The 20,119-nt window shown below is 55.6% G+C and carries 19 protein-coding genes; 12 read left to right on the forward strand and 7 right to left on the reverse strand.

What is annotated here, in order from left to right; translation table 11 throughout:
• The first annotated feature begins 3 nt into the window (after window positions 1-3).
• The 3 genes from mce to VQ830_RS11715 all read left to right on the forward strand — a co-directional run bounded on the left by mce (window position 4) and on the right by VQ830_RS11715 (window position 3,090).
• Window positions 4-417, forward strand: a complete 414-nt coding sequence (mce, locus tag VQ830_RS11705; RefSeq protein WP_337268279.1) for a methylmalonyl-CoA epimerase — start codon at window positions 4-6, stop codon at window positions 415-417.
• 146 nt (window positions 418-563) lie between these two features.
• The gene (dinB, locus tag VQ830_RS11710; RefSeq protein WP_337268392.1) at window positions 564-1,661 is read left to right on the forward strand and encodes a DNA polymerase IV; all 1,098 of its coding nucleotides are present in this window, start codon (window positions 564-566) and stop codon (window positions 1,659-1,661) included.
• 634 nt (window positions 1,662-2,295) lie between these two features.
• The gene (locus VQ830_RS11715; protein ID WP_337268280.1) at window positions 2,296-3,090 is read left to right on the forward strand and encodes a creatininase family protein; all 795 of its coding nucleotides are present in this window, start codon (window positions 2,296-2,298) and stop codon (window positions 3,088-3,090) included.
• 1 nt (window position 3,091) lies between these two features.
• Here the strand turns inward: VQ830_RS11715 and VQ830_RS11720 are convergent, their stop codons facing one another.
• Entirely contained in the window at window positions 3,092-4,042 is a 951-nt protein-coding gene (locus VQ830_RS11720) for a LysR family transcriptional regulator (RefSeq protein WP_337268281.1), read from the reverse strand.
• 152 nt (window positions 4,043-4,194) lie between these two features.
• Between VQ830_RS11720 and VQ830_RS11725 the strand changes: the two genes are divergently transcribed.
• From VQ830_RS11725 to VQ830_RS11750, 6 genes are read left to right on the forward strand one after another with little or no spacing between them, the layout of a single operon-like run.
• Complete coding sequence (locus VQ830_RS11725; protein WP_337268282.1) at window positions 4,195-5,211, forward strand: ABC transporter substrate-binding protein; 1,017 nt, start codon at window positions 4,195-4,197, stop codon at window positions 5,209-5,211.
• A gap of 35 nt (window positions 5,212-5,246) precedes the next feature.
• Entirely contained in the window at window positions 5,247-6,089 is an 843-nt protein-coding gene (locus VQ830_RS11730; RefSeq protein WP_337268283.1) for an ABC transporter ATP-binding protein, read from the forward strand.
• Window positions 6,086-6,925, forward strand: coding sequence for an ABC transporter permease (locus VQ830_RS11735; protein ID WP_337268284.1), 840 nt, complete (start codon window positions 6,086-6,088; stop codon window positions 6,923-6,925). Before VQ830_RS11730 ends, VQ830_RS11735 begins: the two co-directional genes overlap by 4 nt.
• Complete coding sequence (locus VQ830_RS11740) at window positions 6,925-8,238, forward strand: cytosine deaminase (RefSeq protein ID WP_337268285.1); 1,314 nt, start codon at window positions 6,925-6,927, stop codon at window positions 8,236-8,238. The genes VQ830_RS11735 and VQ830_RS11740 overlap by 1 nt, the downstream gene beginning before the upstream one ends.
• Before the next feature lies 1 nt (window position 8,239).
• A complete protein-coding gene (locus VQ830_RS11745; protein ID WP_337268286.1) occupies window positions 8,240-9,649 on the forward strand; it encodes an FAD-binding oxidoreductase in 1,410 nt (469 codons plus the stop codon).
• On the forward strand, window positions 9,646-10,227 hold the full coding sequence (locus VQ830_RS11750; protein WP_337268287.1) for an NAD(P)H-dependent oxidoreductase: 582 nt from the start codon (window positions 9,646-9,648) through the stop codon (window positions 10,225-10,227). Before VQ830_RS11745 ends, VQ830_RS11750 begins: the two co-directional genes overlap by 4 nt.
• A 76-nt stretch (window positions 10,228-10,303) precedes the next feature.
• On the opposite strand, the gene VQ830_RS11755 is transcribed toward VQ830_RS11750, so the two are convergent.
• Together VQ830_RS11755 and VQ830_RS11760 are read right to left on the reverse strand one after the other, a co-directional pair.
• Entirely contained in the window at window positions 10,304-10,693 is a 390-nt protein-coding gene (locus tag VQ830_RS11755; RefSeq protein WP_337268288.1) for a RidA family protein, read from the reverse strand.
• Window positions 10,694-10,900: 207 nt separating this feature from the next.
• A complete protein-coding gene (locus VQ830_RS11760) occupies window positions 10,901-11,344 on the reverse strand; it encodes a hypothetical protein (protein WP_337268289.1) in 444 nt (147 codons plus the stop codon).
• Window positions 11,345-11,515: 171 nt separating this feature from the next.
• Here VQ830_RS11760 and VQ830_RS11765 point away from each other — a divergent pair, with 171 nt between their 5' ends.
• Together VQ830_RS11765 and lldD are read left to right on the forward strand one after the other, a co-directional pair.
• Window positions 11,516-12,265, forward strand: coding sequence for an FCD domain-containing protein (locus VQ830_RS11765; RefSeq protein WP_337268290.1), 750 nt, complete (start codon window positions 11,516-11,518; stop codon window positions 12,263-12,265).
• Window positions 12,262-13,428: an FMN-dependent L-lactate dehydrogenase LldD gene (gene lldD, locus VQ830_RS11770; RefSeq protein WP_337268291.1), complete on the forward strand. Its 1,167-nt coding sequence runs from the start codon at window positions 12,262-12,264 to the stop codon at window positions 13,426-13,428. The genes VQ830_RS11765 and lldD overlap by 4 nt, the downstream gene beginning before the upstream one ends.
• A gap of 13 nt (window positions 13,429-13,441) precedes the next feature.
• Here lldD and VQ830_RS11775 read toward each other — a convergent pair whose 3' ends face one another.
• On the reverse strand, window positions 13,442-14,200 hold the full coding sequence (locus VQ830_RS11775; RefSeq protein WP_337268292.1) for an SDR family NAD(P)-dependent oxidoreductase: 759 nt from the start codon (window positions 14,198-14,200) through the stop codon (window positions 13,442-13,444).
• Window positions 14,201-14,429: 229 nt separating this feature from the next.
• Window positions 14,430-16,238, reverse strand: a complete 1,809-nt coding sequence (locus tag VQ830_RS11780) for an IlvD/Edd family dehydratase (protein WP_337268293.1) — start codon at window positions 16,236-16,238, stop codon at window positions 14,430-14,432.
• Window positions 16,239-16,924: 686 nt separating this feature from the next.
• On the opposite strand from VQ830_RS11780, the gene VQ830_RS11785 reads away from it, so the two are divergent.
• Window positions 16,925-17,941, forward strand: a complete 1,017-nt coding sequence (locus VQ830_RS11785) for a YeiH family protein (RefSeq protein ID WP_337268294.1) — start codon at window positions 16,925-16,927, stop codon at window positions 17,939-17,941.
• Window positions 17,942-18,038: 97 nt separating this feature from the next.
• Here VQ830_RS11785 and VQ830_RS11790 read toward each other — a convergent pair whose 3' ends face one another.
• Together VQ830_RS11790 and VQ830_RS11795 are read right to left on the reverse strand one after the other, a co-directional pair.
• The gene (locus VQ830_RS11790) at window positions 18,039-19,379 is read right to left on the reverse strand and encodes an ATP-binding protein (RefSeq protein WP_337268295.1); all 1,341 of its coding nucleotides are present in this window, start codon (window positions 19,377-19,379) and stop codon (window positions 18,039-18,041) included.
• Complete coding sequence (locus VQ830_RS11795) at window positions 19,372-20,118, reverse strand: response regulator (RefSeq protein ID WP_337268296.1); 747 nt, start codon at window positions 20,116-20,118, stop codon at window positions 19,372-19,374. The genes VQ830_RS11790 and VQ830_RS11795 overlap by 8 nt, the downstream gene beginning before the upstream one ends.
• Window position 20,119: the final 1 nt, after the last annotated feature.

Genomic DNA, 20,119 nt, shown 5'->3' on the forward strand with positions numbered 1-20,119 from the left:
TTCATGCTGGGAAGAGTCAATCACATCGCGCTTGCCGTTCCGGATTTGCAGGAAGCCGTAGAACGTTATCGAGCCTGCCTCGGCGCGAAAATATCTGCATTTCAGTCCTTGCCAGATCATGGCGTGACGGTTGCCTTTGTCGAACTGGAAAATACCAAAGTTGAGTTGTTGGAACCGCTGGGTGATAGTTCTCCTATCGCATCTTTCCTGGAAAAGACTCCGAACGGCGGCATGCACCATATCTGCTATGAAGTCGCAGACATCGAGGCGGCGCGTCGATTCCTCGAAGCGTCAGGGGCACGTGTCCTCGGCGATGGTAAGCCGAAGATCGGAGCGCATGGCAATCCTGTTCTTTTCCTCCACCCGAAGGACTTTTTCGGGACATTGATCGAGCTGGAAGAAATCAGAGACTTATAACTGGCAGACGTCTTTTCACCTTGCTCACTGCATCTTCGTTCTTTATTTGTTCTTATCGGCATTCTTTGAACCCGCATAGCGTTCGGCGGGCATGATGAGAAGGTTGAATGAAGCGGATGCGCAACCGCGTTTGGCGAGGCGGCATCATGAACGAAGAAACGGCAGTCGAGGGGCACAAGGTTCGCAAGATCATTCATGTGGACATGGATGCTTTCTATGCCTCCGTGGAACAGCGCGACAACCCTGATCTTCGCGGAAAGCCTGTCGCCGTTGGCGGCTCTTCGGCGCGAGGCGTCGTTGCGGCGGCCAGCTATGAAGCACGCGTCTTCGGCGTGCGCTCTGCCATGCCGTCAGTCACCGCAAAGCGTCGCTGCCCTGATCTGATCTTCGTCAAACCGCGTTTCGACGTCTACAAATCCGTCTCTCAACAAATCCGTCAGATCTTTGCCAAATATACGCCGATGATCGAGCCGCTCTCGCTCGATGAGGCCTATCTTGATGTCACCGAAAATCTGCTCGGGATCGAATTGGCGACCGAGATCGCCGAAAGAATTCGCGCCGAAATCAAAGCCGCCACGGGCCTCACCGCATCTGCAGGGGTGAGTTACAACAAGTTTCTCGCAAAAATGGCGAGCGATCAGCGTAAGCCTGATGGACTTTTCGTCATCACGCCGAAAAACGGACCAATCTTCGTTGAGCGGTTGCCGGTGAAGAAATTCCATGGCGTAGGGCCCGCAACAGCAGAGAAGATGGCCCGCTTGGGAATAGAAACGGGGGCGGACCTCAGGGAAAAGGATCTAACGTTCCTCATTGCAAATTTTGGGAAATCAGGCGGATATTTTTACGGGATTGCGCGCGGGATCGATGAGAGAGAGGTCAAGCCGAACCGCGTGCGCAAATCTGTCGGTTCGGAGGATACCTTCGCTGACGATATCCATCATTACGAGCCCGCGCGCGAAGCCCTTCAGCCGCTGATCGAGAAAGTATGGAGTTACTGCGAAGCCAATGCCATTGGTGCAAAAACAGTGACTTTGAAGGTAAAATACAGCGACTTTCAGCAAATAACCCGCAGCAAAACAACGCTGCTGCAACTTTCAACGATTGGCGAACTCGAAGACATCGTCGCTCAACTTTTGACGCCGGTTTTTCCCGTGAGCAAGGGGATCCGGTTGCTGGGCGTGACGCTTTCATCCCTTGAGCAGAAACAGGAAAACGCATTGTTACAACTGGCGCTACCTTTGTGATTTTCGCTGCCTGGTCCGCCCCACGGATCTTCGTCCACAAAACCGCACATAACGAAAGAGCCCGTCGCGGGAGGAGGTGCGACAGGCTCTTCGAAATGTCGAACAGCAGCTTGGGAGGAGGATAAGCGGCTGTTCATGCAGACAAATCTGGGAGGAGGAGTGATTTGCCTGCTATCATCGAAGCAACATGGGAGGAGGTACGCTGCTTCGATGGACAAATATGTAACAGAACAAATGCTCAGCCAGTAGGCATATGTTTGCGAAGCAGCTATGCGTCAAACGAAGAGCAGCATGCCAGTCAGAGCTAAAAGTGCCTTAGAGTTAGGCGGCATCGGCTCTCAAGTCACCGAAACCGCTGCTTAGCATTTTTTATCAGCTGTCACGTCGTTTCCCGATAGCGTCGATCGACCATCATTCCACCGCACGCAAAAAGGCACCGCTACTGGCGCAAATCGATGCTTCCCGGATGCGCGTGAATTGTCTTACTCAATCCGGCGAGGCGTGTTTCTGCCGCGCTGAGCGTCAACACGGATTTAGGTCGGGGAACCCATGTGCCGCAGAGATGGCGGGTGAACGACCGGATGGCATAGCGAAGATCCCGTCGGATTGTCCCGTTTGCTCTTAGGAGGTAGGCATGACAGCATTTTACTGGAATGAACTGACGACCGAGGACTTTAAGGCACTCTCGCCGGACAAGACAATTGCCGTTCTTCCCATAGCATCGACGGAGCAACACGGCCCGCATCTGCCTGTCGCGACCGATGTCGCCATAGCCAAGGGGATGCTGGAAGAGGTTCGGCGACAGAAGCCGGATGATCTCGACATCTTGGTGCTGCCAATGCAGGAAATCGGCAAGGCGAACGAACATATCTACGGCCCTGGCACTCTTTCTCTCGGGGCAGAACTTCTCATCCAGGTATGGACCGCGATCGGCGCAAAGGTTCACGAGACCGGCCTTCGCAAGATGGTGATCGTCAACTCGCACGGCGGCAATGTGGACATTATGAGCATCGTCGCACGAGAGCTCCGCGTTCGTCACCAAATGGCTGTCGTTTCCACGCAGTGGGGTCGTTTCGGTCATCCGCCAGGCCTCGTCACTGACCATGAACTCCGATATGGCATTCACGGCGGCGACGTCGAAACGTCGCTGATGCTGAAATTCCGGCCCGATCTGGTTCGCATGGAAAAAGCCCAAAACTTCCGCTCGCATGCGGAAGCCATGCGCGAACAGTCGCACTATCTTCAGCCATTACCACCTCATTCGCTGGCCTGGATCGCACATGACCTCAATCCGAACGGCGTTGTGGGTGACGCATCCGCGGCGACGGCGGAAAAAGGTGAAGCCATTTGCCGACATCAAGCGAAAGGCTTTATCGAGATGTTGCTGGATCTAAAGACCTACGATTTGGAAAATCTCTATATGCGATAGCTCAGGGATGTCCCGCTGCGTCTCGGCGAATATGCCCCTTGCTCTCCAACTCCTGGACGAGTTTTAAAAGCTCCGTCGAAAGATATTCGACAAACAAACTCGTGACCGCGTCAAGCGGTGACCGCGATCTTGCGAAGAGCTTCATAGGCTGAGAGCGGGCATGAGGGGCCGCAAGTGGCCTGAACACCAGCTCACCAGAGCGGCACTCGGTAATAACATCAAGCGGGTTGAGCAGGGTGATTCCGGCGCCGCTTTTTACAAGCTTCTTCAGCATCTCAGACGCATTTGTCTCAAGAACCGGCTCGACATGCGTATCTAGCCGCGAGAGCGCCAGATTGATGACGTCGCGCAGGCTCGTGCCCGTCTGCGCTAGAACCAGCCGCTCTTGAACGACATCGGCAAGGCTGATTGGACCAGCGGCGGCCAGGCGATGGCCGGGCGGCAGGACGACACCGATCGGGATATCGAAACTGCCGAGTGCTCGAATGCCCGGCGTCACCGGTATGTTGAAGCCAAGCCCGATGTCGACCTCGCCGGTGAGGACCGGATTGGCCGTCGTCGTTCCCGCATCGCTGCGCACATGAAAGTAGACACGCGGATGCTCGGCCTGGAACTGCGTGATAATCTGCGCGAGCGGTCCTGACGCAAGTCCCACGGTTGTGACTAGCCTGACTTTTCCGGCTTGCTGCATTTTCAGGTTACGGATGCGCCCTTCAAGGCGGTCGTAATTCTTCAGTACTTCCCTGATATGTTCGATACAAAGTTCGCCGGCCGCGGTCAGGCGTAGACCTCGTGGAAGACGCTCGAAGAGAGGCGCACCGATCTCCTCTTCTAGGGCGAGGATCTGCCTGTTGATCGCTGAGGACGCGACGTTGAGGCGCGCCGCTGCCTTGCGGATCGAGCCGCACCGGGCAATCTCATTGATGTAGAGCAGTTTTCTGGAATGCAGCATCGACAAACGCCTTTGTTGATCGCGCGAAGAGATAGATGCCTAAAAGGCATCGATGTGGACGAATTTTGATGCTTTTCAACGAGCGAAGCAACCGATCAAATGTCTGAAAATTGTGCCGCATCGGGCGGCCCTTTGTAGGGGAACAGCATATAATGACTGGACTTTTAGGAAAGGCAGCCGCTCTCGCCAGCATAGCTTTGACCAGCGTCTTGGCGCTCAACACGCCGGCCAGCGCACTTGATAAGGTTACCTATGGTACGAATTGGTTGGCGCAGGCAGAACATGGTGGCTTTTACCAAGCCGTCGCAGACGGGACCTACGCAAAGCATGGCCTTGACGTCACCATTGTCCAGGGTGGCCCGAACGCGGCCAATACTTCCCTCTTGATCGCTGGCAAGATCGATTTCTACATGGGCGGTCCACAAGGCGAAATTTCCGCAGTGGAACAGGGCATTCCGCTCATCGATGTGGCCGCCATCTTCCAGAAGGATCCGCAGGTCCTCATCGCTCATCCTGATGCGGGGGTCGAAAAATTCGGCGACCTTGCAAAGCTGAAGACACTCTTTCTCAGCAAGGACGGCTATATTACCTATTTTGAATGGATGAAGGCCAATTTTCCAGGCTTCAGCGATGAGCAATATAAGCCGTATAACTTCAACCCTGCGCCTTTCATTGCCGACAAGCAATCGGCTCAACAAGGTTATGTCACCTCGGAGCCTTATGAAATCGAAAGGCAGGCGGGTTGGAAGCCCAAGGTTTTCCTGCTGGCAGATAACGGCTATGCGCCCTATTCGACCATGATCACAACCACGCAAACGATGGTGGATACGAAACCCGACGTGGTGCAGCGCTTCGTCGATGCATCAATTGAAGGCTGGTACAACTATCTCTACGGCGACAACAGCAAGGCAAACGAGCTGATCAAAAAAGACAATCCGGAAATGACGGATGCCCAGATCGCCTATTCGATTGCACGAATGAAGGAATATGGGATCATCGAGTCCGGCGAGGCCCTCGACAAGGGCATCGGCTGCATGACCGACGCTCATTATAAGAAGTTCTTCGACGAGATGGTTGCGATCAAGGTTTTCAAGCCCGAGACCGACTATAAAAAGGCGTTCACCGCAAATTTCGTCTGCAAAGGGGTAGGCCTTAATCTCAGGAAGTAATTGGCTGAACCGCCAGTAGGAGGGACAAGCCTAGCATGATCCAAGCCGTGATATCCCAAGAGGGACAGCGCACACCGCCAAAGGAGGGTAGACCGAGACCGCTCGTCACGATGCAGTCAGTGTCGAAGCGCTTCTCCAATGGCACGACCGCCTTATCCGAGATGTCCCTGAACATTGAAAAAGGCGAATTTATAAGCCTTCTTGGCCCTTCAGGCTGCGGCAAGTCTACGGCTTTGCGCATCATCGCTGGTCTTGGCGATCCGACCTCGGGGTCGATCGACTGGCCAAGCTCGCGTATTGGTGCCAATGGGAAACCCCAAGGCGATATCGGCTTTGTGTTTCAAGAGCCAACCCTGATGCCGTGGAAGCGGGTGTTCGATAATGTCTACCTGCCATTAAGGCTGGCAGGCAGACCAAAGTCGGCAGTGCGCGAGGATATCGAAGCGGCACTCGAAACCGTTGATTTGCAGGATTTTGCCAAAGCTTATCCACGCGAGCTATCCGGCGGCATGAAAATGCGCGTTTCGATCGCGCGGGCGCTTGTCACAAAACCCAAGCTTCTTCTGATGGACGAGCCCTTTGCAGCGCTCGATGAGATCACACGCCAGAAGCTGAACGACGACGTTCTGAAGCTTTGGCGTAACACAGGCATTACCATCGTCTTCGTGACTCATTCGGTATTCGAATCCGCCTACCTTTCCAACCGCATCGTGGTGATGAAGGCAAGGCCCGGGCGTGTTCACAGCGAGTTTCCGCTGCTGACCTCGGTGGAACGCAATACTCATTATCGGACTTCCGAGGATTATCGGCAGGCCTGCGAGAAAGTATCTAGAGCCTTGCTGGAAGCAATGGGTTCAGAAACGGACGGACACTCATGAGCGGGCCGACCCCCAAGAACACGTCAGGCTTTTCTTTCTCGGCAAAACAATCGCGTGAACTCGCCTTGCGGATCTCAATGCCCATCCTGATGATGGCCGCCCTCATTTTGATCTGGGGGCTCTACGTCAAGGTGTCCGGCGTGCCGCCCTATATCCTGCCCGGACCGTTTGCCGTGGCAGAAGCTTTCATCAAAGATTGGGGTACGCTTGCACCTGCACTATGGGTGACGACCAAAATTACTATGATCTCACTCCTTTTGGCTCTAGTCGGCGGCGTGGGATTTGCCATCTTCCTGGTTCAGTCCCGATGGATCGAGATTGCCTTTTATCCAATCGCAGTCATCCTGCAGGTGACGCCCATCGTGGCAATTTCGCCGCTCATCCTGATTTATGCGCCCTCAACACAGGCCGCACTCTTGATCTGCGCTTTCCTGGTTGCATTCTTCCCCATCCTGTCAAACATGGTGCAGGGCTTGAAGAGCGTTGATCATAATCTGATCAATCTCTTCGAACTATACGGCGCGTCACGCTGGCAAACACTTGTCTATCTTAAGCTTCCTGCTGCGCAGCCTTATTTCATGACTGGACTGAGGATTGGCGGCGGACTTGCTTTGATCGCAGCTGTCGTCGCAGAATTTGCAGCAGGCTCGGCGGGCGCCGGATCCGGGCTGGCTTTCCGGCTTCTCGAAGCACAATACAGGTTGAATATTCCCCGGCTTTTCGCGGCGCTTATCATGTTGTCGATGCTGGGCGTCGTGATCTTCGCGACCACCTCATTCATCGCTTGGCTCAGCCTCCATCGCTGGCATGAAAGCAGCCTGAAACGGGAGAATTAATGTCTCGATTTTCTATCTTGCCACCTGATCAGAACCGCTTTGCGCTCGTCAACACGACCATTCCTTCGGTCGCGATCGCCGGTCATCAACTATCGAGCAAGGACGGCCTCTCGGAAGCTGATCTTTTGATCGAGGACGGAGTGATCAAGGCCGTTCTGCCAAAGGGGCAGGCGCCTTCCGATTATGCAAAGGCCGATCTCCAGCAGGGCATGGTGTGGCCTTGCTTCGTCGATGCGCACACGCATCTCGATAAAGGCCATATCTGGCAGAGAAACGCCAATCCCGACGGGACATTTCAAGGCGCCCTCGAAACAGTTGATAAGGATCGACGGGAAAACTGGTCCGCGCAGGACGTGCACAAGCGTATGGAGTTTTCACTGCGCTGTGCCTATGCCCACGGCACAGGCCTCATTCGAACGCATATAGACTCTCTTGCCCCGCAGCATCGGATCTCGTTTGAGGTTTTCACGTCATTGCGTGAGGCCTGGAAGGACAGGCTCGCGCTACAGGCAGTCGCCCTCTTCCCGCTCGATGCCATGGACGACGCGCCCTACTTTTCAGACCTCATCCATGTGCTCAAGACAAGCAATGGTTTGCTAGGCGGCGTACCGAAGATGGGACCGCAGCTGACAGCGCAACTTGAAAAACTGTTTAAGACGGCAGAAGAACACGGGCTTGATGTCGATTTGCACATCGATGAGACCGATGATCCTGACGCCGAAACTTTGCGTGCCGTGGCTGAAACGGTTCTGCGCCACAAGTTTGCAGGCAAGGTTACGGCGGGTCATTGCTGCTCGCTTGCGCGTCAGGACGAGGAGCGCGCCAAGCAAACGATAGACCTGGTGGCAAGAGCGGGCATATCCGTCATCTCTCTGCCGATGTGCAATATGTACTTGCAAGATCGTTACGCTGACAGAACACCGCGCTGGCGCGGCGTTACGCTTTTCAAGGAACTCACGGCGGCGGGCGTTACAACCGCCGTCGCCTCGGATAATACGCGCGATCCATTTTACGCCTTCGGCGATCTCGATCCTGTCGAAGTCTTTCGCGAAGCCGTCAGGATCATCCATCTAGACCATCCGCTCACCGATGCTGCACGCGTTGTGACAACATCCGCCGCAGACATTTTGGGTCGAACGGATATCGGCAGGATCCAACAAGGCCAACCCGCGGATCTTGTCTTGTTCAGCGCGCGCCGCTGGAGCGAGTTTCTGTCGCGCCCGCAGTCAGACAGGACAGTCCTGCGTCGCGGCAAAATCGTTGAAGCAAGTCTTCCTGACTACCGGGAACTCGATAGCCTTACAGGAGCATGATGTGATCGATTATCAAAAAATCAAGCAGGACCTGGAAGGGATTGCCATCGAGGACAATCCCGCACTGGTCCGACAGAAAAGCAAAGACTTCTACTGGTACTCGCCGATTTTGAAGAAGCAGCTCGAGAATGTAACAGCCGATCTGGTGGTGACGCCAAAGACCGAAGAGGAGGTCATCCGCACGCTTAAAGTCGCGTACGCAGCCGGTATCCCCGTAACGCCGCGCGGTGCAGGAACTGGCAATTACGGACAAGCGATGCCACTGTCCGGCGGCATCGTTCTCAACCTTGCAGGCATGGACAAGGTCAAGGAAATCCACCCCGGTCGTGTGATCTGCGAGCCTGGCGTCGTGATTGCGCAACTCGACAAGCAGACTAAAGCGCATTCTGGTCAGGAACTTCGCTTTCATCCGTCGACCGCGCAAACAGCGACCATTGGCGGCTTCATCGCCGGAGGCTCCGGCGGCGTCGGCTCCATTAACTGGGGCGGCCTTCGCGATATCGGCAATATCCTCAGATTGCGGATCGTGACTATGGAGGCTGAGCCGAGAACCCTCGACCTTACAGGCTGGGATCTTCAGAAGGTCAGCCATGCCTATGGCACGAACGGCATCATCACCGAAGTAGAAATGCCGCTCGCTCCGGCCTATGACTGGGTCGATGTGCTCGTGGGGTATGACGACTTCATGGATGGTGTTCGCTTTTCCGATGCCTTGGCACGATCGAGCGGCATTCTGGTGAAAGAGCTCGCGCCAATCGCCGCGCCCATCCCACACAGCTACTTCACGCGACACAAACCATATATCCGTGAGGGTCAATCGGTTGTGGTGCTGATGGTCGCGCCGCATGCCATGGAGCCCTTTGTGGCCTTTGCGCGGGCGCACAAGGGTGAAATCATCTTTCGGTCCGACAAAATCGAGAGCATGCGCGGCATTCCACATGCCTATGAACTGGCATGGAACCACACGACGCTGCGGGCCTTGAAGGTCGATCCGAACTTCACGTATCTGCAGGTCCAATACCCGGCCCCTGATCACGTTGCCAAGGTCAATGCGATGGTCCGCAAATTTGGTGACGAAGTCATCGGCCATCTCGAGTTCATGCGTTTCGACGGCCAAGTTCAGTGCTCGGGGCTACCGCTTGTCCGCTATACGACGAAAGAGCGGCTCGAGGAGATCATTCGGATCCATGAAGACCACGGATGCCCGATCTTCAATCCGCACCGCTACACCCTGGAGGAAGGCGGAATGAAGCAAACGGACAGGGTTCAGCTCGCCTTCAAACAGGAGACCGATCCGAAGGGGCTTCTTAATCCCGGCAAGATGATCGCCTGGGAAAATCCTGATTTCGACTTCACAGCTGGCAAGAACTTTCTCTTCAAAGGTCTGACGAATGTGATGGAGATGTCGTGAGGGTTCTCGTCTTGCACTCACATCCAGTGGAGGAAAGTTTCGGCAAAGCGCTTTATCATGAGACAACAGCCGCGCTCAGACGCGCCGGCCACGAAGTGGATGCTTGTGACCTGTATGCGGAAGGATTCGACCCGGTCCTGTCGTGCCATGACCGCATGGTTTATCACGACTATCCAGAGAATACCGCGCTCGTGAGGCCTTACGTCGAAAGGCTGAAGCAGGCCGAGGGGCTGGTGTTGGTTACGCCAATCTGGAACTTCGGCTTTCCGGCTATCCTGAAGGGATATTTCGACCGCGTCTGGCTGCCCGGCGTTTCCTTCGACTTGGTGGATGGGAAAGTTCAATCCAAACTCCGCCATATCCGAAAACTAGGTGCTGTTCTGACTTACGGCGCAACCCCTTTTCGCGCGTTCGTCGCCGGCAACCCGCCGAAGAAGATCGTCAAGCGGGTTCTGCGCGCACAGATCGATCCGCGCAGACCAGTCCATTTTCTCGCGCATTACGACATGAACAACTGCACGGCCGAAACCAGAGGCAAATTTGTGGAGAAGGTCAGGCATACGATGGAGCGTTTTTGACGCTCGCTATGCTGCATCAATAATAAGCGGCTCGGATCGGCGGCTGACGCGCATGTATGACAGGGCCACTAGGTGACTAAAGGATCTTTGCGGCAGTAACTTCCACCTCAACCAGAAACTCTGGCCGCGTGAAGCCATTGACGATGATGAGTGTCGAAACGGGTTTAGGATCCATCGTGTAGCGGTCCCGCACCGCCATATAAATGGGAAAATCCTCGCGCCGCGTAACAAATCCGTTGACGCGAATGACGTCAGCAAAGCTCATTCCGCCTTCAGCCAAAATAGCGTCGATCGCCTTGAAGCACAGGTCTGCTTGTCCTTCGACATCATCAGGGACAACCTCATCTGCCCCGATTCCCAGTTGTCCGGACGTCACGAGCAATGAGGCTCCAGGCGACACCAAGAGCCCGTGACTGTAGTGTCCGAAGGGAGCGCGAACGGATGAGGGATTCAGTATCTTTGGCATAGGCTGGCTGCTCTCTGTCTATAGGAGACGGAGACTACAACATCCGCCATCAAAGCGGTATTTATTTTGAACAAAGGCAGCGTGCCGGTCCTACAAGATGCACGCTTATCTATCTTTCGCGGTCGGTGACACCGCACAGCAACACGACCTCATCGCGCAGACTGCACGTTGCCGGATGCGATAGTCCCGCTGCCTTTCGCGGCGGCCTTACTCCTGGACAGGCTTTATAGTTTCGGTTGAGATTTCGCCGTCGATCACGCCGCGCTGTAGGCCGGCGACGCCATGCTGCACCTCAATGACAGTGTAAAGCTTTTCGTCACGAAACGCACTGGCATTGGATGTTGTGACATCTTCAGCCGGTGCAGCGTCAACTTCCATGAAATCCAACTCGCGACTTGCCGCTACAATCCGCGCGTCGCCCGGTGTTCGCGCGGCGACAGTAACGGTCCCGTGGGCAGGCGCGTTGTCCCAGCGGGGATCCTTGGTCTCGGCGACAGGGGAGAGTTGATAAATATTCAGAACTTCGCCGCCGTCCGACGCCGACAAGGTCGCATCCTTGATCTGCGCCTGACTTTCAACCGATCTTCCGAAATGAGTGGAAGATGTCGCATTGTTGAAATCGGTTCCGCCACTACGTGAAACGTTAGACATGAGAAGCTCCCTTTCTTCATTCCTAACGTCAGTTGAAGGAAGCCGTTCCCGCCACCGAGGAGTAATACCAACAAACTCCCATTGGTCCTACCACTGATCTTGTGAGACGCCCTCATCTATGCGAAATATAGTGTCTACCTTGTATTCCTACCGAATTGGTCCGACCATTTAATGCGAAGCGTTAGCCAGGAAATTGAGGCGCTGATAGAGCAGATGGCTTTGAAGGCGGGCGACAGACTTCCGCCAGAACGGCAGCTTGCCGCAGATTTCGGCGTCTCGCGTTCACGGCTGCGCGAAGCAATTCAGCAGCTCTCCAGCCGTGGCGTTCTCAAGGCTCGTCAGGGTGGCGGAACTTTCGTTTCGGAACTGCAAGATAAGCCGTTCGCCGGCAGGCTATCGACGCTTTCGAGCTTGGCCGAAACAGAACCTGGCTTTTGGCAAGATGTCATTGAAATTCGCAAGTCGCTGGATGCCGACGCCGCCTACTATGCAGCACTGCGAGCAACCCAGAACGATCGACGGCGCATCACGTCGGCACTGCAAGCCGTGCTTGGAGCTACCTCGACACCTGTCGCGATAGACCCGGGCGCAGATGCCGAATTTCACATGGCGATTGCCGAAGCCTCTCATAATGCGGTTCTTCAGCAGATCATGGCTGGCCTTTTTCATCTTCTGCAGGCCTGCATTTCGCAGAGCCTGTCACGGCTTTACGATCTGCCGGATACGGCAACAGGCTTAGACCAACAGCATAAAGCCATTGCGGAAGCCATTATCCGTGGCGATGCCGATACGGCAAGGCGCGAGGCCGTTGAGCATCTGGCCTTTGTCGAACTCAGCTTACGGCCTATCGAAGAAGATGCCGCAAGACAGCGTCGCGCCGCACTGACCTTATCCAGTCTTAATAGGGAACCGTCTTCATGATCATCTCATCCTCAACCGATTATCGCGAGGCGGCAAAGCGACGGCTCCCGCCCTTTCTGTTTCACTACATCGACGGCGGCGCTTATGCCGAACATACGCTGCGTCGCAATGTCGGCGATCTCTCCGATCTCGCACTCCGGCAACGCATCTTAAAAAGCGTCGGCAATGTCGATATCTCGACGACATTGTTTGGCGAGGAGCTTTCGATGCCGGTTGCCCTCGCCCCCGTGGGGCTCACAGGCATGTTCGCCCGCCGCGGCGAAGTACAGGCGGCTCAAGCAGCGGCATCGAAGAAATTGCCTTTCACGCTGTCGACCGTCTCAGTCTGCCCGATAGAAGAAGTACAGTCACAGGTATCGCGTCCCATTTGGTTTCAGCTTTATGTGCTGAAGGACCGCGGCTTTATGAAGAATGCCCTAGAACGGGCATGGGCCGCAGGCATTAGAACCTTGGTCTTCACTGTCGATATGCCGGTCCCCGGCGCGCGGTATCGCGACGCCCACTCTGGCATGTCCGGACCTAACGCGGCAGCACGCCGAATGGTGCAGGCCGTCACCCATCCGGCCTGGGCTTATGATGTGGGATTGATGGGACGCCCACATGATCTCGGGAATATCTCCGCCTATCGCGGCCAGAAGACGGCGCTTGGCGACTATATCGGTTGGTTGGGAGCCAATTTCGATCCGTCGATCGGCTGGGGTGATCTGGAATGGATCCGGGAATTCTGGAAAGGTCCCATGATCATCAAGGGCATTCTCGACCCCGAAGACGCCCGCGATGCGGTTCGTTTCGGCGCTGACGGCATCGTTGTTTCCAATCATGGCGGCCGCCAGCTCGACGGCGTTTTGTCTTCGGCGCGCGCGACACCGATGATCGCAGAAGCAGTGAAAGGCGAGCTAACGATCCTCGCCGATTCCGGCATTCGCTCTGGGCTGGATGTCGTGCGTATGATTGCACAAGGCGCCGATGGCGTCCTGATCGGACGCGCCTTCATCTATGCCCTCGCGACAGCAGGAAGAAAAGGCGTCGAAAATCTTCTCGACATCATGACGAAGGAAATGCGGGTGGCAATGACACTGACGGGTGCAAAAACTGTGCGTGAGATTTCCCGCGAAAGCCTCGTTCGCGAAATTGAAAAACCCCTGGCGCTCGCTGCGGAATAAGCTCAATCAAGAGCTAATAGGGCCAGGCTGGCTTGGAGAACAATCCGCCATCGACCCCAATCGTTTGGCCGGTGATGAAGGATGCAGCCGGTGTTGTGAGGAAAATCACGGGACCGGCAATATCCTCTGGCCTGCCAACGCGGCCAAGCGGGGTGAGCTTCGACCATGTCTCAGGATAATCCGGCGATTCTTCGGCAGTACGGTCCGTCATGATCGCACCTGGCGCGATGCAGTTCACGGTGATCCCATATGGGCCGAGTTCCACTGCCGAGACTTTCGTCAGTTGTTCTATCCCTCCTTTTGACGCGGTATAATCCACAAGGTTCGGGAAGGCGATCTTGTTGCAGCCTGAACCGATATTGATGATGGCTCCCCCCTGCCCTGCCGCGACCATAAGTTTTGCGGCGCATTGGGTGTTGAGAAAACATCCTTTGAGATTGGTTGCGATCACTTTGTCCCAGGAAGCTTCATCGAGATCAAGTAGCGGCGACCACGTCTGGACGCCGGCGTTGTTGACAAGCACTGCGGGTGGAGCGCCATGCCAAGCCGATACGTGGTCGAAGAAATCGACAACCTGTGCACGATCGGCGACATCGCAGTCTATGCCTATCGAGCGTCCACCTGCCTCTTCGATCTCGTTTACGAGCGTGACAGCCGCATCCTCGTGAGAGCGATAACTAAAGGCGACGGCGAAGCCTGACCTTGAGAGAGCCTTGGCAAGCACGCGGCCAATACCAGTACTTGCTCCAGTCACCACTGCTAACTTGCTCATAAGCAATCTTTCCCCCGACACCAACAACGATGCTTCATGCATGACACGTGAAATTGTCGTCACTCAAGCAGAAAAGATAAGCCTTTATCCAGAACCTCGGAAGGCAGCAGGGGCTTCAGAGAGTTCGGCCCCAACGAACAACGGCGACCGAATGACCGGCCGCCGTTTTATAGGTGCATAATCTTGTCCGATAGGCTCGAGCAGCGGCTTGGCCGGCTCGAGACTGTTACTAGTGGTTATCGCGCGGCAGACCCTTCGTCTGCGCAATACGCTGATACTTCACGGCAGGCTCCAGAACAGCGCCGGTTTCCATCTGACCGACAACGCCTCGCTGGATTTCCTGCCATGGCGTCTGATGATCCGGATATGGGTAGCCGCCCTGCGCTTCGAGAGCCTTGCGCCGCTCCGCCAATTCCTCATCCGAAATGAGGATATCTGCGGTGCCGCGACCCACGTCGATGCGAACACGATCGCCGGTCCTTAAAAGAGCAAGACCGCCGCCAGCAGCAGCTTCCGGAGAGGCATTGAGGATCGAAGGGCTGCCCGAAGTGCCCGACTGACGCCCGTCACCGATGCAAGCGAGCGAGCGAACGCCCTGCTTTAGCAGGTAGTCCGGCGCGCGCATGTTGACGACTTCCGCAGCGCCCGGATAGCCGATGGGGCCAGCACCGCGCATGAAGAGAACGGTGTGCGCATCGATTTCCAAGGAAGGATCGTCAATTCGCTTGTGGTAATCTTCCGGTCCATCGAACACGACGGCACGGCCTTCGAAGGCTTCGGGGTCGTTCGGATTGGAAAGATAACGTTCACGGAACTCCGGCGAAATCACGCTCGTCTTCATGATGGCAGACGTAAAGAGATTGCCGCGCAGTACACGGAAGCCGGCATGCTCCTTGAGCGGCTGCTCGTAGGGCCGAATTACCTTCTCGTCTTCGATCACCGCGTCGCGGCAATTTTCGCCGATCGTCTTGCCGTTGACTGTCAGCGCGTCCTCATGAATGAGGCCTTGCTTCATCAGCTGGTTGACGACGGCGGGAACACCGCCAGCATGGTAATAATCTTCGCCGAGATATTCACCGGCCGGCTGCAGGTTAACGAGAAGCGGGATCTCTTCGCCGTATTTCTGCCAATCGTCGATTGTCAGCTCGACGCCGATATGACGGGCAAGCGCATTGAGGTGGATCGGCGCGTTCGTCGATCCGCCGATGGCAGAATTCACACGTACGGCATTGATGAAGGCTTCACGCGTCAGAATATCGGATGGCTTCAAGTCTTCGCGAACCATGTCGACGATGCGAAGACCGGTTCGATATGCCACTTCCTGGCGATCGCGATAGGGTGCCGGTATGGCTGCAGAGCCGGGAAGCTGCATGCCCAAGGCTTCAGCGAGCGAATTCATCGTCGTTGCCGTGCCCATGGTGTTGCAATAGCCGGTGGACGGTGCAGACGAGGCAACGAGCTTTACGAAGCCCTGATAGTCGATTTCACCCTTGGCCATAAGCTCGCGCGCCTTCCAGACGATCGTGCCTGAGCCGGTGCGCTCGCCGCGGAACCAGCCGTTCAGCATAGGTCCGACGGATAGCGCGATAGCGGGAATGTTGACGGTGGCCGCCGCCATAAGACAGGCAGGCGTCGTCTTGTCGCAGCCGATGGTCAGCACAACGCCGTCAAGCGGATAGCCGTAGAGCACTTCGACAAGGCCGAGATAGGCAAGGTTACGATCAAGGCCAGCCGTCGGGCGCTTACCGGTTTCCTGGATCGGATGAACAGGGAACTCGATCGCGATACCACCCGCTTCGCGGATGCCTTCGCGCAACCGATGAGCGAGCTCGACATGGTGGCGATTGCACGGAGACAGATCGGAGCCGGTCTGCGCAATGCCGATAATCGGTCGGTCTGACTGAAGCTCTTCCTGGCTGATGCCGAAATTCATATAGCGCTCAAGATAAAGCGCCGTCATGTCGGCGTTTGCCGGATTGTCAAACCAGGCTCTCGAACGCAGCTTGCCTGTAGTGTTGGAATTGGAATTGTCGCTCATTTCCTCGCCTTTCTGGCAGTTCTAGTAGGCAGATACCTCAAGGCCACATGCTTGTATAATATCAAATCCGCATACAGCCTTCCGATATTCGCATACGACAGAGCCGCCCCTCCCTCGACAGACCAGATGGCCATGCCTTTCGCGAAGCAACCTAATGAGGATCAAGCCCTTTGCACAAGGGCGAAACGCCTTCATACGGTTCCGTACATCGTTAAATCCGATCAACAGATGGCTAACCGCGCGTCATCTCCCTGTCGTTCAAAATCTCGATCAACTTTTGCGCGTCCGATCGCCTGGATAGCGTGGATGTCGATAGAGCCTCTCTTCAGATCACGGAGAGCGCACAGAACCGCTTCAGCAGATTTGGAACGTGAAACAGTCTCCTTCGCTTGCTTGAAGATCAACCTGCCGTCGCTGGTGAGTTCGATGCGTCGCCCTGCAAACTCGACAAGACGGACATTGAGGCCTCCAGCAGCCTAATTGAAGCGCCGCCCGCAGAGGGCGGGAAGTTCAAAACTTCAGCTGCGCGCTTTCAGATGCCCTTTCCGCGACCGCCACAAAGTGAAACCTGCTCGAACGTCTCAGGATAACCATCCTATTTTCTCGAATGAAACGTGCAACACTATTCGATAGAAGCTGAGATTCGGAAGTGGCATGACTTACGCATCACAGCAAGGTTTTACGTCATGTCAGCGATCTCAAAAGCAAAAGACATCTTACCCGGTCTCATCTTATCCATCGTCATCACCGCCAGTGCTCTGGCTACAGAAAAGATCCAGCGTGCTCTCATCGGATCAGTTCTTCTGGACGGACTGGTTGTTTCGATCATCCTCGGCACGCTCGTTCATACTTTCTGCGGCCTGTCGAACAACTTTCTTCATGGCGTAAAATTCGCCTCCAAATACCTTTTAGAGCTTGCCATCGTGCTTCTTGGGGCTTCGATCAGCCTCAGCAGCATTGCCAGTACCGGTGCGGCCATGTTCGCGACAGTAGCCGGCGTCGTCATGATATCGCTGATCGTCAGCTATACGATCGGCTGCGCCGTGGGCTTACCAAGTCGATTGGCGCTTCTCGTCGCTTGTGGCAACTCGATCTGCGGAAACTCCGCGATCGTTGCGGCAGCGCCGGTCATTGACGCCGATTCCGATGAAGTCGCTGCGTCAATTGCGTTCACCGCAGCCCTCGGAATTGTCGTGGTCCTTCTCCTGCCAGTTGCTTTCGCGCTGTTCCACCTCAGCCAATGGCAATATGGCATCGTCGCTGGGATGACAGTCTACGCCGTTCCTCAGGTGCTTGCTGCCACGCTGCCGGTGGGGGCTATGAGCGCGCAGATCGGGACGATCGTCAAACTGATGCGCGTACTAATGCTAGGGCCAGTTGTGATGGTGCTCGGCTTCACGCGCCGCAAAGAGCAGCGGTTGAACAAAGCCTGGAAGGGCGCCGCCGTTATCCCATGGTTCATTGCGGGTTTCGTCGTGCTAATGTTGGTTCGTTCTGCGGGGTGGATTCCTCAGGGCGCGCTCGATCCAATGCGGTCCCTATCGACTTTCCTGACGACCATCTCGATGGCTGCACTTGGACTTTCTGTCAATCTGAGGACGGTGCTGGCTTCAGGAGGCCGCGTGCTGGCGGCAGGAACACTCTCTATTCTAGCGCTTTCCGGTTTGGCCGCCTTGACCCTGACTTTCCTGCCGGCACTCTGACCACAAGCATCGGCCACTGCAGGTTCATCGAACGATGCCTATCTGTCGCTCTTGCAGGAAATCAAATTGAGCAAGACGGTCATCGGGATCGAAAACGCTAATAAGAAGAACTCCCCAAGGTTGACACGGGTATTCTCAGTTCAGCGATAAGCCCGTGAGGCTGACGCTTGGCAAGCGTGATGCTCCCATGATGCAGATGAGCGATTTCGGCAACGATCGAAAGCCCGAGGCCAAAACCGGCATCTTTATCGCGACGCGAGGCGTCAACCTTGAAGAAGGGTTCAAAAACCTTATCGAGAAGATGGTCCGGAATGCCCGGGCCATCATCAATGACGGCAATCACATAGTCGTCCCCTTCTTGCGAAAGTCCAACCTCAACATGCGATGCGAATTTCACCGCATTGGCGCAGAGATTGGTCACGGCGCGTGTTATAGAGGTTGGGCGACACTCCGCCGTCAACTTGTTGGGACCCTGATAGGAAACATCGTATCCCACATCCGCGAAATCGTTGCAGGCAGTTTGCAAAAGGCTGCCGAGATCGACCCGCTCAACGGCCTCCATCGCATAGTCGTCGCGCAGATAATTCAGACTTTCGGTCAGGAGTTTGTCAATATGATCGATATCGGCGAGCAGAGCATCCTTAACAGCGTCATTCTCCATCCGCTCCGCGCGGAGCCGAAGCCGGGTCAAAGGCGTGCGAACATCGTGGCTGATGCCGCGCAGCATGCGGGTGCGCGCCTCGACCATCGTCTTTATTCGGTGACGCATCCCGTTAAGCGCATGAGCGAGCGAACGTATCTCGACTGAACCTTCTTCCGCGAAGATCTGCCCGCTGTCATTGATATTAGCCTGCATAGCGGCGTGCGATATCTTCTTGATCGGTTCGGTCACAGCACGAATGGCAAAAACGAAAAAGAAGCTGATGAGGGTGATGACAGCCACCACATAATAGAAGCTCTGAGCGAAGAAGGTGGTCGTCAAGATCGCGTCGGGAAATCCGAAGAAAACGAGCATGCTGCCATCGTCTATCCTTTCCGCGATGACGCGATGACCGTCCTTAAAGGCGCGCCAGCCGCCAAGAGGTTCATCTCCATCAGGAGGAAACAAAAAGTCGACCGTCTTCTCCGCCAAGCCCTGCATCTCAGGAGACGTGGTAAAATCCTCGGAGGCTGTAAGAGGCTCCACGCGAAGATCCAGACCTGCACGACGCGCATTTGAAAGGATGATATCACGCTCGGTGGACGAGGCGTTGCACAGGAGACTTGCGATCGTCCTCACCTGCTCGGCTGCATTTTCGAGATTGGGCACTGCGTAACTATCACGGACAAACCGCTCCAGGGCGCGTCCGCCAAAGATGACGATCACAAGAGCCGCGAGAATGATGAGAATAATCTGTCCGCGCAGAGTTTTCGGGGCGTTGAGCAAAGACCTATCCATCGATCTCTTCCACATCGGCAGCAAACAAATAACCGCCGAGACGGACTGTTTTGAGCAAGACAGGATCCTTGGGGTCGGCTTCGATCTTCTGCCTTAGACGACTGATATGAACATCGACGCTCCGCTCGATGGGACCGGCAAGACCGGCATGAGTGACCGTCAATAATTCCTCGCGCGTCAGTACCCGCCCTGGATTGTTACAAAAGGCCAAAAGCAGGTCAAATTCGTGAGTGGTCATGGAAACGCGGGCATTGCTTGGATCGTGTACCTGGCGTCGAACCGGATCAACCCGCCATCCCTCAAAGCGAAATTGGCGCTTGCGTCCTGCATCGCTCTTGACCGCCGCGGATTTCGCCCGCCGCAACAGTCCCTTGACTCGCGCCATGAGTTCTCTCAGCACGAATGGCTTCGTCACATAATCATCCGCACCAAGTTCCAATCCGACGATCCGGTCGACATCGCTACCAACCGAGGTCAGCATCAAAATCGGCAGATCACTGGAGGCGCGAAGCTTGCGGCAAATGCTAAAGCCGTCTTCTCCCGGCAGCATGACATCGAGGATCACAAGGCTGAAGGCCATGGCACGCATTTTGGCATCCATCGCCGTCCCATCACCGGCGACTTCGACGAGCATGCCCTGCTCGATAAGACTTGCACGAAGCATGTCTGCAATCTGGACGTCGTCCTCGACAATAAGAATGCGAGGGCTTTCCAACCCTAAACGTTCGTTCTGATCCATG

The sequence above is a fragment of the Oryzifoliimicrobium ureilyticum genome (assembly GCF_037199735.1).
In the GTDB taxonomy this organism is placed as follows: Bacteria; Pseudomonadota; Alphaproteobacteria; order Rhizobiales; family Rhizobiaceae; genus Rhizobium; species Rhizobium ureilyticus.